Raw genomic sequence first — 13,222 nt, 5'->3', positions numbered from 1 at the left:
TCTAAACCCTTTACCAAAGATTTATTGCGGGTGCGCATTGAACGCGCCGTGCGCCGTCATCAACCCCTCACCACCATTGCCAACGCCCTATCAAAAGACGGGATTCCAGCCGCATTAACCGTATTAGACACGTTATTAGAACAGCGCACCGATAATCGCCTCGAACTGCTGCGGATTAAAGCGGATTTGGCATTACGCATTGGTGATTTAGACCTCGCCACCACCGCCTGTCAAACCGCCCAAATTGAACGTCCCCTACCCTGGGCATTAACCCTATTAGGGCAGATCGCGCAACAACGCGGCGACATCACCACTGCCGAATCATTATTTCGCCAATCCATTGCTCAAACGTCCCATTTCATGCCCGCCCATGATCGGTTAGCAGAATTATGTTTAATCCAAGGGCGGCGCACTGAAGCCTTAAACATATTAAAAATCGCCTCCGAACGTTCACCCAAATCATTACAACGCCAGCGACGATTAGCCCAATTAGCAATTGAAATGGATCGCCCTGATCTGGCGGAACCCGCCTGGCAACGGGTATTAACACTAAGCCGGTATGCTGGCGCGGTGCAAACTGCCGATTATTTCGATTTAATTATGACACTCATTAAACAAGATGATTTGCGTCAAGCAAAAAAACGATTAGAACTCATGGAAAAACAGCGCCATGTTGATCCGCAAGCGCAATGGTGGATTTTCGCCGCCCAATTAAATTATCTCCACGCCAAAGCCGCACCAATTGAGCGTCAACAAGCAGTATTAGTGGAAATAGACGCCGCACTCACAGACAATAAACCAACGCTCGCCGCCGCGACGAAATTGTCAGAGGCATTAACCTGCTGGGGAGAAACGGCGCGGGCAACGGCAATCATGGAGGACATGGCTGCGTGAGTAAACTTGACTTTAGTACCGTCTTAGCCATTAGCATTCACGACATGAAAAACTCACTCAATCGCGTATTAACAGCGTTTGATGACATTATGGATTCGGAAACTGGAGAGTGCCGCTGCGATAGCAATGTCATGGCGCATTTGCAATACGAAGCGCGCCGCATCAATGATAATTTAATTCAGTTACTCATGTTTTATCGCAACGATCATGGCTTATATCATGCGCAATTTGCCCCCGTGACCGTTTATGAATTATTAGAAGATTGTTGGTTAAGCAATAAACCTATGATGGATCACAGTGGATTGCAATGCACGATTCAATGTGATGAAGAGTTAATTTGGATATTGGATAGCACCCTGATTGAAGCCGTAATTGAAAATGTCATTAATAATACCGTGCGCTATACGCGTGAAAACATTTTACTCTCCGCCGAATTAAATAATGGTTGGTTAGAAATTCGCATTGAAGATGATGGCCCCGGCTATCCCACTGAAATGCTCGGCCGCCGGCAATTAGACGACGGCAGCACCGTCAATCGTAAAGACGGACGTACTGGATTGGGATTGTATTTTTGCGCCCTCGTCGCCAGCAGTCACAGCAATGATGAATGCACTGGCTGGATTGAACTAATGAATGACAGCCGATTAGGCGGCGGCTGTTTTCTATTACGCCTACCCCAATTATTAAATTATTAACATCACTGCATAAACACGCGCACTTAAATATACAGACTGAGCAGTCTAAACATTTTTATATCTAACTTTCAATTAATGGCAATGCTGTTCTAGCAATTACCTGCCGCAAAACAAAACTAGAATGTACGCCAGTCACGCCCGCAATGGGTGTCAGTTTATTTAATAAAAAATCCTGATACGCTTCCATATCCCGCACAATCACCTTGAGTTGATAATCGGCATCACGCCCGGTAATCAATGCACATTCTAATACTTCCGGCAATAGCGCCACAGCTGCGTCGAATTGCGCAAATCGGTCTGGCGTATGGCGATCTAATGCAATACTAATGAATGCCGTCAAGGTCAAACCCAATTGACGCGCATTTAATAACGCCCGATAACCCGCAATAATTCCCGCCTCTTCTAATACGCGCACCCGCCGCAAACACGGTGATGGTGACAAGCCAATTTGATCGGCCAGTTCTTGATTACTCATGCGCCCATTCGCCTGCAAACAGTGCAAAATGTGACGGTCATAGCGGTCAAGTGTCATGCGCGGAACTCCCAATTAGCACAGTTTAATTGCGTTATTTGCCATTAATATAGCAGAAAATTGCGCAAATTAGCCTGATTAGGTCAAATAACGCAAGCGCCTGCCGTGCGCATTGCGCTAGGCTAATGCCATCCAATCAATACGCAAATCCACTATTATTTAATGTTATGAACAGGTGGCAATCATGCAATTCAATCATCGCAAATATCACGCATCGCCAGTGGTGCATTTACCAGATCGCCAATGGCCCAATCAAGTATTCACCAAAGCACCGCGCTGGGTGAGCGTTGATTTACGCGATGGCAATCAAGCCTTGCGCTCACCAATGACTGTCACGCGCAAACAACAATTATGGCAGTTATTAATTAAACTCGGGTTTAAGGAAATAGAAGTTGGCTTTCCTGCCGCGAGTCAACCCGATTATGATTTCGTGCGCTGGTTAATTGAACAAGACCAAATTCCAGCCGATGTGTGGATTCAAGTGTTAACTCAAGCTCGCGCTGATCTAATTGAACGCACCTTTACAGCATTACAGGGAGCGCCGCGAGCAATTGTGCATGTTTATAATTCTATTTCACCAATACAGCGGTCACGGGTATTTAATCAAGATCGCGCTGGTATTATGAAATTAGCAATGCAAGGCGCCGAATGGGTGGCGAATACGGCGGCGCATTATTCTGATACGCACTGGCGTTTTCAATACTCACCAGAAAGTTTTTCGCAAACTGAATTAGATTATGCAGTCGAGGTCATTCAATCGGTATTAAATGTTTGGCAACCCACGTCAAGTCAGCCGTGCATAATTAATTTACCCGCAACGGTGGAAAGCAATAGCCCGAATGTGTTTGCCGATCAAGTGGAATACGTCAAGCGGGCATTAAATCACGATGACCGCGTCATTTTATCTATTCATACGCATAATGATCGGGGGTGCGCTGTCGCTGCGACTGAATTAGCGTTATTAGCCGGCGCCGAGCGCGTGGAAGGCACGTTACTTGGCAATGGTGAGCGCACCGGCAATGTAGATATTATGACTTTAGCAATGAACTTGTATAGTCAAGGCATTGATCCTGAATTAGATATGAGTAATCCAGATGAAATAATCACTGTGATTGAAGATTGCACCGGCATTGCGTGTCACCCGCGCCATCCCTGGGTTGGTGAATTGGTTTATACCGCTTTTTCTGGGAGTCATCAGGACGCCATTCGGAAATGTTTGCAGCAACAAACACCGAATACGACGTGGCAGGTTGCTTATTTACCAATTGATCCGCGTGATCTTGGCCGTGATTATTCAGCCGTGATTCGTGTCAATAGCCAATCGGGCAAGGCCGGATTAGCATTTGTATTAGAACGTGAATACGGTTTATTATTACCGCGTTGGATACAACAGGCATTAGCGCCAATTGTTCAGTATGAAACCGAACAGCAGGGTGGCATGATTGATGCGCAGCGGATTCGCACGTTATTTGAACAAACGTTTATTTGCGATCAGGCGCCGGTGCAATTATTAGGCTATCAATTACAGCGCAATGGGCATGATGACATGACGGCGCGTCTTATGGTGAATCATCAGGAAATCATCATACACGGTACGGGCAGCGGTGCATTGGCGGCATTTATTGCGGCGTGGTGCAATTGGAGTGGTCAATTGCTCGATGTGCGTGATTATTATGAACAGGCGCTCGGAGCGGGAACAGACGCGGATGCAGTGGCGTATGTGTTATTGGCGGATGATGCGAATCAAAACGCCGCGATTGCGGGTGTGGCGATTGATCGTGACACGGTGAGCGCGGCATTAAAAGCGGTTATTTCAGCAGTGAATCTCCGTCAATTACAACTCGTCACAAGTGATTAAACACATCACGGTTTTTAATTGACTGGCTAATAAAAATGCCCGCGCATCTGTATTAAAAACAGCAGCGATGCGCGGGGAATGATAGTCGTGATTCATCATTGCAGCAAATGAACCACTCACAATCACGTTTAATTACCCAATTACCAAGTGAGCGTCACTTCAGCGCGCACGAAATACGCATCATCTTGGCGTGGTTCGGCAAAATACTCACCGTTCATTAAATATTCTGCTACGAGATGCCCCGCGACATGTTTATTCAACTTGGTTTTAATCCAACCGGCAAATAAATGTCCGCGAAACTTTTCATCATCATTCAAATACAACATTTGCGCGGCACTACGAGTGCTGTTTTCATTCGCCCATAGTGCATGATAATCCAATGTGACGGTCGTCGTATTATGCGGTTTTGCTTCCCAACCGACGTTCAAGCGTTGCAAATTAGTTGCTTCACCAATGCGGTTTTCTAATTGCCATTCATACGCGAGTAATTCGCTCCATTGCGGCCAGCGTCCCCATAATGGATCAAAGGTTTCATCTGCATTACTATCTGGATCATCGCCGGACAGATATTCATAACCAACGTGCAGAGCGTTTTTAAGCGGATCATTTAATTGATAGGTAAGACGACTATTCAATCCATAGCCATTTAAATCTCTATCATTACGGGTGCCCCATTCATACACGGTTTCACCGCGCAATTGCCAATTTGCATTGAAGGGTGTATCCGTGCGCATTCCGATAGCATAAATATCACCCGTATCGGCAGGTGATGGAAATGACGAACCGTTATTTTCCCGCAGATCGCCCAGCGTCTCATTCGGGTTATTGTGTTTATAGATGAAATAACCGTCGAGATCACCACCATTTAAGATGCTTTTATTATTCAAATAGAGAATGGCACCCGTTTCATGCTGTTCAGTATTATCTTCAACATTACCATCAAGCGGTTGTGGAAAACGCCCAGTGTCGGCATTATGATCAATATAAATCAAATCAATTGCAGTTTGCGCCTGCTCCAGATTATACGTTGCACGGGCAGCATCAAAATAAATGGTACGCGACCCATCCAATGGTGTGGCGTCAAACACTAACCAACCATCACCCAGTTTCATTTCCTGCCGCCCCACTTTTAATGACAAAGGCAAGGTCGCAATCGGTTTTAAATCTACCGTGAAAATGTCAAAAAATACCCCGCCTTCATACCAGGGTTCAAAGCTGGCTGGCTGACCGTAATGCCGCCCTTCCCACATTAACCGCGTATTCAAAGCGATTTGATTATTAAATTCATATCCACCCCACAAACGAGTGCGGTAACGTTCAAAACCACGATAAGCAGTGGGGGTTTCTTTATTAAAACCAACGGGACTGATTGTTTCATGGCGTAAGCGTAAATCCGCTCCCCAAGTAAATGGACTATCAGCATCAGTTGCGGCAATACTCAATGCAGGCAGTGTCAAAATACTGCCGAGACCTAATGCAATTGCTGACGGTCTAAAATACGCACTAGAGTTCATTTTCTACCTCTTGTTCTTTTAATGCCCATTGACGATCAAGGGCGGTGATGTCATCACTTGCGGTATAACGACGTAATAAACCGTAGATTAAACCGACAAGTGTCATAAGCATGCAGCCCAGATATGCAGCTGCAACAAAGGGATCAGCTAATCCGAATAACATGATTGGATTCCTGCGAGAAAATGATGCAACAAAATGCTTATTCGCGGTTAAAACAGTGATCTAAATGTGCCGCTTCGGGTGGTCGAGTGAAGGCGCTCACCGTAATGAGCGTGAGCAATGCGAGTGGCAACGCGATAATAATTGGATCCACTGAAGACCAATTCGGGTAATCGGCTAATAAACTCGGTTTGCCATCGGTAATGATTTGGACTAAACCAATGGCGCTGGCTTCTTTGGCTTTAATTAACAATAACCAAAATAGTGAAACGCAGAGACCAACGGTCATGGATGCTAATGCTCCAGCCCGAGTGACGCGGCGTGAGAATAATCCGCCAAAATATGCTGGTAAAAAGGTAGCGGCGCATAAACCAAAAAAGATCGCAGTAAAGCGGGCAATCACTTCGCCGCGCACGGTATAGCTAATGGTGACGGCAATGAGCAAACCAATAACAATGGCAATACGCATCACTAAAATGCTGGGTTCAGTATGGTGTTTACCAGTTAACCGTTCATATAGATCACGTCCGGCCGCGGTGCCAATGGTATGGAATTGACTTGACATGGTACTCATGGCGGCGGCTAATAATGCTAAAAAGAAAACTAACCCAAACCAGCGCGGCATGGCGGCGGTAATAAAGGTTGGAATAATTTGGTCGGCATCACCTTTGGCATACACAATTGCCGGGGCACGGCCGGTAACAATTTCAATTGAACGACCGTTAATATCTTGGGCAATGATGGGGTTTGTGCTAATTAACAGTGGAGCAACAGCTGGTTTATTTGTTTTGGCATTGATGATTGGTGTCCAATGACCGGCAGGCGATTGTTTCATCAGTGCCACTAAGGCATGATGCTGTTGTGGGTCAATTTCTTTAATGACTTGACCCTTGAAGATGGCGCCGTTTTCAATAAACCAAGCATTCGACAAACTTCCAACTGTGAATGGGATGCCGGTCATTAATAGAATAAAAAAGACGCCAATCGGCACAGCACGGTCTAATTCACGGCGACTACGCACTGTCATAAAGCGTACCATCAATTGCGGTTGAGCCAATACACCAATGCCAACACCAAGAATGATTGCCGTAATAACCGTCCACCATAAATCATAGGATTTATCTCCCCAACCGAATGCGGGCATTGCTGTCCAGCCACGATGACCAATCTCTTGCAATGGCGGTGGTACGAGTGAGGCTAATTCAGTTAATTTGGTATGCGCTTCGGTAACGCCACCCAAACTGCTATACGTCACCCATAATAAAAACAGCATGGCAACAACCATAATCAAGCCTTGAAAGGTATCGGTGTACATCACCGCTTTTAATCCACCGGGAATGACATAAGCGGCGGTAATAATTGCAAAAACTAATAATGCAACTTCAAAATCAATGCCGAATTGTGCCGCCGCAAATACAGTGCCACCTGTCATCACCGCTGCGGAATACAGTGGCATGAATAAAAAAATTAAACTGCCCGCAAAGAGTTGAATTGCTTTGCTTTGATAACGGGCGCCTAATAATTCGGGAAAAGTATGGGCGCCGAGGCGATGACCGAGGCGGCGGGTGGGTTCACCTAATAAAGTAAAGGCAATTAAAATGCCGACAGTGATGTTTAAAAAAGTGAGCCATAACAGGCTCATACCAAATAAACCAGCAACGCCACCAAAGCCGACAATTGCGGCTGTTGAAATAAACGTTGCTCCATAAGACACTGCCATAATAATAGGATGGGCACTGCGCCCTCCGACTAAAAAATCAGCGGCGGATCGTGTGCCACGCCAACCTAAATAACCAAGATAGGCGGTAATCATTAAATACGATAGGATAACAATAATGTCGAGCCAGCCGAGCGCCGCATGTTCGAGCATGGTGTCCCCCGTGTTGTCAGTTGCGCGTGTGTAGTTGACGCTGTTGCAGTAATGCAACAGCGCAATGCAGTCCATACCACTAAATGGTCAAAAGCATACTATACTTTTTGGCAACAGATAGACATTTTTTATGGTTATGTCACATAATTACAACATTGGTGCGTTAACCATACATTTACCTGTAATTGGTAAAGAAATAACTGATTAATCAAGGTTGTTTAATGCTCATCTGTCTGATTGGTACGACGCTTGAGACTGGCCAGCGGTATGATCTGTGCTGATGGCGCGTTGTCGACATACTGCGGGCGCTCACGACTGCGCCCATCGTGACGTGCAAGTTCCTGTTCACGGGCGCTAATTAACGCAAAACAGGCGCGAATGTCGGCGATCGTGCTGTCAGATAGCGGATGCTTCATACCGGGCAGCGGCGTGACATCCTTAACCACCGCCGCTAAAGTTTTGCGCATGGCGATCAGAATTTGTTGTTCAATGCTTAGTTCCAACATGATTAAAGACCTGCCTAGGGTTAAAATAATTCCGTTATTATAAATAACGGTATTGGTTAATTAAAAACAATGCTGTATTTTCGTTGGCACCATGCGTGTGACGGTGCAAACATAAACAGAGCAAGCGATCTATTGTATTCAACAACAGAATGGCATTATCAGAGCAGACACATGTGATATAGTTAATCCAACATAAAAAATCATCAAACCGGACATAAACTATTGGTTTCACTTGCTATACTGCAATCAAATTATTCTGGATCGAATAATTGCATAAATCTGCTAAACGACGTGGAATCAACCGCTGATAAATGATGCTACAGAACTAAATAAATCAATGCACACGATCATTAACTATCCGTATTGCATTAGGTAAATAATATGCAAAGCTGTGCACACCAATTGGCAGAATCAGAAATCCACTATAGCCTATCATGCACAGTTAAAATGCAGTTTGAGTTAGTGATAACCCATTTGACAACTGCATTAAAAATCGAGGGATTTAAGGTATTTAGCGACATTGACATTACTGCAATACATTGCACAATGGTTGCCGGGCACTTGCGGGCTTATCGTATTCTCACCGCCTGTAATCCGTGTTTAGTGCAACAAGCATTGCGCAGTGAGCCAAATATTGGTTTATTATTTCCCTGCAATATCGTTGTGCGCGAAGGAAGTAGTGGATATGTCACGGTTGCATTCTTAGACCCCATTCTTGCTGTACAGCGAATAGAAAACCCCAGCATTACGACCATTGCAGTTGAAATTCGTCACTGCTTTGATCGCATCATACAAACACTGCCAAGTAACGAGTATTTATATGTTTAATGATTTTCGGCATTCTCAACAGGCAACTTTTATGAAGAAAATACAACGGCGTTTGGTGCATTTTATCGCACATGGCGGACATTTGGTCATATTACAATTTATATTGATGTTTATATTTGCAATTTGCCCAGTATGGCAGCCAATCTTGGATACTAATACGTTTGAGACCCTTTCAATATGGCGTATTAGTTTCGCGGCAATTCCAGCTTTTATTGCATTGTTATTTGGTGGATTAGGCTCACATCATTTACGCGATTATCTCACACCTTCACCCTATCCGGTTGAGCATAATCAATTAGTTTCTCATGGCATCTATGCAATTGTGCGCCATCCACTCTATGCCAGTTTGTTGTTTTTAGGATTATCATGGACAGTGTATTCTCTTAGTCTATCACATATGTTTTTATTAATCGTTGCTGGCGGGTTTTTTGATTATAAAGCAGGTCGAGAAGAACAATGGCTCACTGCCCTTCATCCAGACTATGCGAATTATGCACAACGAGTACATAAGTTTGTCCCCTGGATTTATTAAAAAATGACAGATAATAGCCATTAACACAATTATGTTGCATATTACATCAAGGGATTTGGTTAAGCTACCATTAAACACAAACTCAAATAGCAAGGGTATCGCTTATTTTAATGTAGCAGGAAAAATAATGAACATGTATTAGATTGACATGGTATACTTCAACCACTTTTCACTGTGTAATGCAACTAACCGCTTTTTTATTCAACGTTCAATTAAAACAACGACACGATTGCTCTGCATACCATGAGCCAAGCAATTAACAACGGCACTATCGCTGAGATGAATGGTTACACCTGCATCTTTTACGATGGCTATTGGATTAAATACTACCAACCGCCACCCGAGAGTTTGGAGGCGAAAAAGTGTTTAATTGAAGCCCTGACTCGGCGATTGTTTAATCATGTTGAACACGGTATTAACATTCCCGGTATTCGATTAAGTGAAGCACGCACGGCTTATGAACGTGAAACTGACCCAGATCGTAAACGAGTGAATGGCGCAATGTTAGCAGGTGCTTTATTTAATCGGGCAGCGGCCATTTTTACTAAATTAGTGGAATTGCAAGCCGATGGTGTACAAATTGAACCTGATGATGCTTTAATGCGCGAATGTGGTGATTATTTGCTTGAAGCATTGGAATTAGGACAAATGGTACGCCATCGTGGTGGTGACGAATGTATTGATGAACTTTGGGGCGAACCATTCAAAGCCTTTAGCCAACCAATTGCTGCATTTTATGAAAGCCGCTATATTAAAATTGCACAAACGATGCGTGATGTGGATCGCATTACTATGACATTAACCGCAACCTTTGCAGGCAGCACCCAAATGCCTAATGTCAAACCGTTAATTCTGGATTTTGCAGAAGCGGCAAAACGTAAATGCGAAATTTTGCGCACGGATACAGCGATTTTTACAGTTTGGCCAACCTTTGTTGTTGCGCGTGACCGATTACAAACTATTCAACCATTATTGCCAGTATCGCCTTCATTACGCGAAATTCATGAAGCCCAAGAAGGTAATCGCATATTAAAAGCAGGCACCGCACTAGTCACTAATATCGTGCGAGCGCGTGTCCCAATGCCAAAAAGTGCGCGAGATTTATTACGCCAATGCGATCAGTTTCGCCGTACTTTTCTTGATCCATATGAATGCACGGATCGTCAACCAGCGCCACCATCATTGCTGTAGCAGATGTATTATCGTCCAATCGCTATTCCAAAACGCATTACATATTTTTAAGACTGTAAATGTCTATGAAACCTGACATCTATTTAAATGGCAACCGTATGATAGCATTACCATTTTATTTGCATTTTTTAATACTGTTGTTCTGCATAATTCCGCTGTCAAGTTATGCCGATTCACTCGCACAACCATTACCAAAATCTGGATTCTGTCCAAGCGGTTATCTCAGCAGTGGTGATTATTGTGTCCCGCGTCACGATGCACCACCTGCAATAGAAAAACAGGGGTTTTGCCCAAGTGGTTACATCAGTAGTGGTAATTATTGTCTGGCACGCGATCAAGCACCAACCACGATATTAAAAACTGGGCGATTTTGCCCATCTGGATGGTTAAGTAGCGGTAATTATTGTATTAAACGCGATTAAAATAGCGTGGGTTTTTAATGAAAAAATGCAATAAAACGCAACTGCGACAGACAAACCATGCCTGAATTGCCAGAAGTTGAGACCACGCTGCGTGGACTTGCACCGACGGTAACTGGTCAACGAATCGTGGATGTTACCGTCCGCGAGCGCCGCTTTCGTTATTTCATAACTTCAGCGACTGAAAACGCCTTCAAGGGACAACGTATCTTAGCGATACGCCGCCGCGCTAAATACTTACTACTTGATTTGGAACAAGGTGTCGGACTGATTCATCTTGGCATGTCCGGCAGCTTGCGCATCGTCACGCCCGCTACCCCTGCCGCTCGCCACGATCATGTTGATTTAGCACTAGAAAATTGTTGCTGCATCCGTTTTCACGACCCGCGCCGCTTCGGCTTGCTGCACTGGGTTGTCCAGCCAGTGGAACAACATCCGTTACTGCGCCATCTTGGCATAGAGCCACTTGCAGCTGAATTTAACGGCGCTTATTTGCGTCAACGGGCGACGGGACGGCGGGTTAACATCAAAAATTTCATTATGGATCAAAGGGTTGTGGTCGGAGTTGGCAACATCTACGCCAGCGAAGCCTTATACCGCGCCGGCATCCATCCTGCGTGTATAGTTAATGCGCTCACGCGGGCGCAATGCGACCAACTCGCAACTGCCATACGCACTGTGTTGACGGCAGCCATCGCACACGGCGGCACGACGCTGCGAGACTTTGTACGCGAAGACGGTCGCCCAGGTTATTTTGTTCATGAATTACAGGTTTATCAGCGGACTGGAAAGCCATGTTATACCTGTAATACACCGATCTGTCAGCAACGCCTCGGGCAACGTTCGAGCTTTTTTTGTCCAGTATGTCAAACACTTAACGATTAAACAGCATATAGTTCCCCGCCAAATTCAAGAGGCAACCGCTTGAGCAGTCCGCTGAGTTCGCACCAATGCTAATAAATCATCAGCAATTTTTAATAAATCATTTAAACTTTTGGCTTCACGACCAATCACCACATATCGTCCATCAATAATTAAACGTGGCACGGCATCAATTTGATAACGGTCGTTTAATTCCGCAGCGCGAGCTAATTGTGCCGCGACTTCAAAACTATTCAGCACCGATGCAAATGCTGTCGTATCCACTTTTTGTGCTTCCAACCATTTAAGAATGGACTTTTCCGAATACAAATTGGTGTGATCGCGGGTCACTGCATCAAATACCATTTGGTCAAGCCGTTTAAGATCGCCCGTGTAATTCAACGCAAAATACAAACGCGCAAGCATTTCCCAAGCCGCCCGCCCGAATGTAACGGGAATACGCTGAAAGGTCACATCGGTAGGTAATTTCTCCGCCCATTCTATTAATAACGGATTAAAATGGCCACAATGTGGACAGCCGTACGAAAAAAACTCCAACACCTCTATTTTATTCGTATCTGCAATGGACTGTAATGATTTAACTCGTTCCCAATCGCGGCCCTCAACCAGTGATGTTGGAGTTGTTTCGTTCTCAATGGCGATAGCGCGTATTGCAAAGGGTGATAACAGAGTACCGATAGCAGTCACAAACATACGATGAAAAGTGCGGCGTGTAATAGGCATAATAAAGGCCTTTAATTATAAGTGGTTAAAAATCAATTAATTCGGTTAGAAATGGGCGCTTGATGAAGTGCAATAAGTGCGCCGATGAGCGCCAGCATAAACATGATAAATGCCCAATTTGCTAATGAAAAACCCAATATAAATAATGCGGCATCTTCACAAAATCCTGTTGCCAGGAACAATGCCGGTAATTGTTCGCCTAACCATTCTACGAGACGATCAATCAATCCAGGTGTGCTGCCAACGCATGATGTTTCGGCGATTGGTTGCCATTGTAACCAGCTTTGGTATCCAGCCGCACTGATTCCCATGCCGGCAAAAAATATAAATAAACGACCGGCAAAAGTTATGGCATTATGCCCGAATAATGCAATCATCCCTAGGCCAGTCATTATTATCCATAATAACCGTTGAAAAATACACAAATAGCAGGGTTCTAAATTAAATACAGCAGGCAATATTAAACTAATCGTTACCACCATTCCGCTTGTTATAGTCAGAACTAACCACAGGTGACGCTGAATAGATAACAGCAAAACGTGCATAATAAAATTAACTCCTAATTGGCAAAACAATTTTATTCAAACTGGCATGGTTATTTTAACGTAAAGTAAATAT

16 protein-coding genes are annotated in these 13,222 nt (G+C 44.5%); 8 read left to right on the top strand and 8 right to left on the bottom strand.

Translation table 11 applies throughout. The annotated features are described in order from the left end of the window. On the top strand, positions 1-894 hold an 894-nt coding region (locus HUK38_RS13790; protein WP_182584912.1), incomplete at its 5' end, for a tetratricopeptide repeat protein. Then, a complete protein-coding gene (locus tag HUK38_RS13785) occupies positions 891-1,589 on the top strand; it encodes an ATP-binding protein (protein WP_182584911.1) in 699 nt (232 codons plus the stop codon). The genes HUK38_RS13790 and HUK38_RS13785, both read left to right, overlap by 4 nt. 61 nt (positions 1,590-1,650) lie before the next feature. Here HUK38_RS13785 and HUK38_RS13780 read toward each other — a convergent pair whose 3' ends face one another. Then, the gene (locus HUK38_RS13780; RefSeq protein WP_182584910.1) at positions 1,651-2,121 is read right to left on the bottom strand and encodes an Lrp/AsnC family transcriptional regulator; all 471 of its coding nucleotides are present in this window, start codon (positions 2,119-2,121) and stop codon (positions 1,651-1,653) included. Positions 2,122-2,305: 184 nt separating this feature from the next. On the opposite strand from HUK38_RS13780, the gene HUK38_RS13775 reads away from it, so the two are divergent. Continuing rightward, the gene (locus HUK38_RS13775; RefSeq protein ID WP_194366132.1) at positions 2,306-3,979 is read left to right on the top strand and encodes a 2-isopropylmalate synthase; all 1,674 of its coding nucleotides are present in this window, start codon (positions 2,306-2,308) and stop codon (positions 3,977-3,979) included. Here HUK38_RS13775 and HUK38_RS15455 read toward each other — a convergent pair. The 5 genes from HUK38_RS15455 to HUK38_RS13760 all read right to left on the bottom strand — a co-directional run bounded on the left by HUK38_RS15455 (position 3,956) and on the right by HUK38_RS13760 (position 8,029). After that, positions 3,956-4,078, bottom strand: a complete 123-nt coding sequence (locus HUK38_RS15455) for a hypothetical protein (protein ID WP_275285033.1) — start codon at positions 4,076-4,078, stop codon at positions 3,956-3,958. The genes HUK38_RS13775 and HUK38_RS15455 overlap by 24 nt on opposite strands. A 41-nt stretch (positions 4,079-4,119) precedes the next feature. After that, entirely contained in the window at positions 4,120-5,493 is a 1,374-nt protein-coding gene (locus HUK38_RS13770) for an alginate export family protein (RefSeq protein ID WP_182584909.1), read from the bottom strand. After that, a complete protein-coding gene (locus HUK38_RS15450) occupies positions 5,483-5,605 on the bottom strand; it encodes a hypothetical protein (protein ID WP_275285032.1) in 123 nt (40 codons plus the stop codon). The genes HUK38_RS13770 and HUK38_RS15450 overlap by 11 nt, the downstream gene beginning before the upstream one ends. A gap of 88 nt (positions 5,606-5,693) precedes the next feature. Next, positions 5,694-7,523 (bottom strand): sodium:solute symporter family protein, encoded by a 1,830-nt coding sequence (locus HUK38_RS13765; protein ID WP_182584908.1) that lies wholly within the window; start codon positions 7,521-7,523, stop codon positions 5,694-5,696. Between the two features lie 218 nt (positions 7,524-7,741). Continuing rightward, positions 7,742-8,029 (bottom strand): segregation and condensation protein A, encoded by a 288-nt coding sequence (locus HUK38_RS13760; RefSeq protein WP_182584907.1) that lies wholly within the window; start codon positions 8,027-8,029, stop codon positions 7,742-7,744. A 462-nt stretch (positions 8,030-8,491) separates the two neighbouring features. On the opposite strand from HUK38_RS13760, the gene HUK38_RS13755 reads away from it, so the two are divergent. The 5 genes from HUK38_RS13755 (at position 8,492) to mutM (ending at position 11,884) form a co-directional block, all read left to right on the top strand. Beyond that, positions 8,492-8,857, top strand: a complete 366-nt coding sequence (locus HUK38_RS13755; RefSeq protein ID WP_182584906.1) for a DUF302 domain-containing protein — start codon at positions 8,492-8,494, stop codon at positions 8,855-8,857. Continuing rightward, positions 8,850-9,389 carry a methyltransferase family protein gene (locus tag HUK38_RS13750; protein ID WP_238787678.1) on the top strand — a complete coding sequence of 180 codons (540 nt, stop codon included), beginning with the start codon at positions 8,850-8,852 and terminating at the stop codon, positions 9,387-9,389. The genes HUK38_RS13755 and HUK38_RS13750 overlap by 8 nt, the downstream gene beginning before the upstream one ends. 243 nt (positions 9,390-9,632) lie before the next feature. Continuing rightward, complete coding sequence (locus HUK38_RS13745) at positions 9,633-10,580, top strand: hypothetical protein (RefSeq protein WP_182584905.1); 948 nt, start codon at positions 9,633-9,635, stop codon at positions 10,578-10,580. Between the two features lie 65 nt (positions 10,581-10,645). After that, the gene (locus HUK38_RS13740; protein WP_238787677.1) at positions 10,646-11,002 is read left to right on the top strand and encodes a hypothetical protein; all 357 of its coding nucleotides are present in this window, start codon (positions 10,646-10,648) and stop codon (positions 11,000-11,002) included. Between the two features lie 57 nt (positions 11,003-11,059). Continuing rightward, a complete protein-coding gene (gene mutM, locus HUK38_RS13735; protein ID WP_182584904.1) occupies positions 11,060-11,884 on the top strand; it encodes a bifunctional DNA-formamidopyrimidine glycosylase/DNA-(apurinic or apyrimidinic site) lyase in 825 nt (274 codons plus the stop codon). Between the two features lie 24 nt (positions 11,885-11,908). On the opposite strand, the gene HUK38_RS13730 is transcribed toward mutM, so the two are convergent. Both HUK38_RS13730 and HUK38_RS13725 read right to left on the bottom strand, forming a co-directional pair. Next, the gene (locus HUK38_RS13730; RefSeq protein ID WP_182584903.1) at positions 11,909-12,604 is read right to left on the bottom strand and encodes a thiol:disulfide interchange protein DsbA/DsbL; all 696 of its coding nucleotides are present in this window, start codon (positions 12,602-12,604) and stop codon (positions 11,909-11,911) included. A gap of 32 nt (positions 12,605-12,636) precedes the next feature. Next, entirely contained in the window at positions 12,637-13,149 is a 513-nt protein-coding gene (locus HUK38_RS13725) for a disulfide bond formation protein B (protein ID WP_182584902.1), read from the bottom strand. Between the last annotated feature and the right edge of the window lie 73 nt (positions 13,150-13,222).

The organism is Thiospirillum jenense (genome assembly GCF_014145225.1).
Taxonomy (GTDB): domain Bacteria; phylum Pseudomonadota; class Gammaproteobacteria; order Chromatiales; family Chromatiaceae; genus Thiospirillum; species Thiospirillum jenense.
This window is presented reverse-complemented; position numbering and strand designations above follow the sequence as displayed.

Coding starts and splice junctions, on each gene's coding strand:
- HUK38_RS13730 (WP_182584903.1), bottom strand. CDS start 12,604: ATGCCTATTACACGCCGCACTTTTCATCGTATGTTTGTGACTGCTATC.
- HUK38_RS13775 (WP_194366132.1), top strand. CDS start 2,306: ATGCAATTCAATCATCGCAAATATCACGCATCGCCAGTGGTGCATTTA.
- HUK38_RS15455 (WP_275285033.1), bottom strand. CDS start 4,078: ATGATGAATCACGACTATCATTCCCCGCGCATCGCTGCTGTTTTTAAT.
- HUK38_RS13765 (WP_182584908.1), bottom strand. CDS start 7,523: ATGCTCGAACATGCGGCGCTCGGCTGGCTCGACATTATTGTTATCCTA.
- mutM (WP_182584904.1), top strand. CDS start 11,060: ATGCCTGAATTGCCAGAAGTTGAGACCACGCTGCGTGGACTTGCACCG.
- HUK38_RS13770 (WP_182584909.1), bottom strand. CDS start 5,493: ATGAACTCTAGTGCGTATTTTAGACCGTCAGCAATTGCATTAGGTCTC.
- HUK38_RS13750 (WP_238787678.1), top strand. CDS start 8,850: ATGTTTAATGATTTTCGGCATTCTCAACAGGCAACTTTTATGAAGAAA.
- HUK38_RS13780 (WP_182584910.1), bottom strand. CDS start 2,121: ATGACACTTGACCGCTATGACCGTCACATTTTGCACTGTTTGCAGGCG.
- HUK38_RS15450 (WP_275285032.1), bottom strand. CDS start 5,605: ATGCTTATGACACTTGTCGGTTTAATCTACGGTTTATTACGTCGTTAT.
- HUK38_RS13760 (WP_182584907.1), bottom strand. CDS start 8,029: ATGTTGGAACTAAGCATTGAACAACAAATTCTGATCGCCATGCGCAAA.
- HUK38_RS13745 (WP_182584905.1), top strand. CDS start 9,633: ATGAGCCAAGCAATTAACAACGGCACTATCGCTGAGATGAATGGTTAC.
- HUK38_RS13740 (WP_238787677.1), top strand. CDS start 10,646: ATGAAACCTGACATCTATTTAAATGGCAACCGTATGATAGCATTACCA.
- HUK38_RS13725 (WP_182584902.1), bottom strand. CDS start 13,149: ATGCACGTTTTGCTGTTATCTATTCAGCGTCACCTGTGGTTAGTTCTG.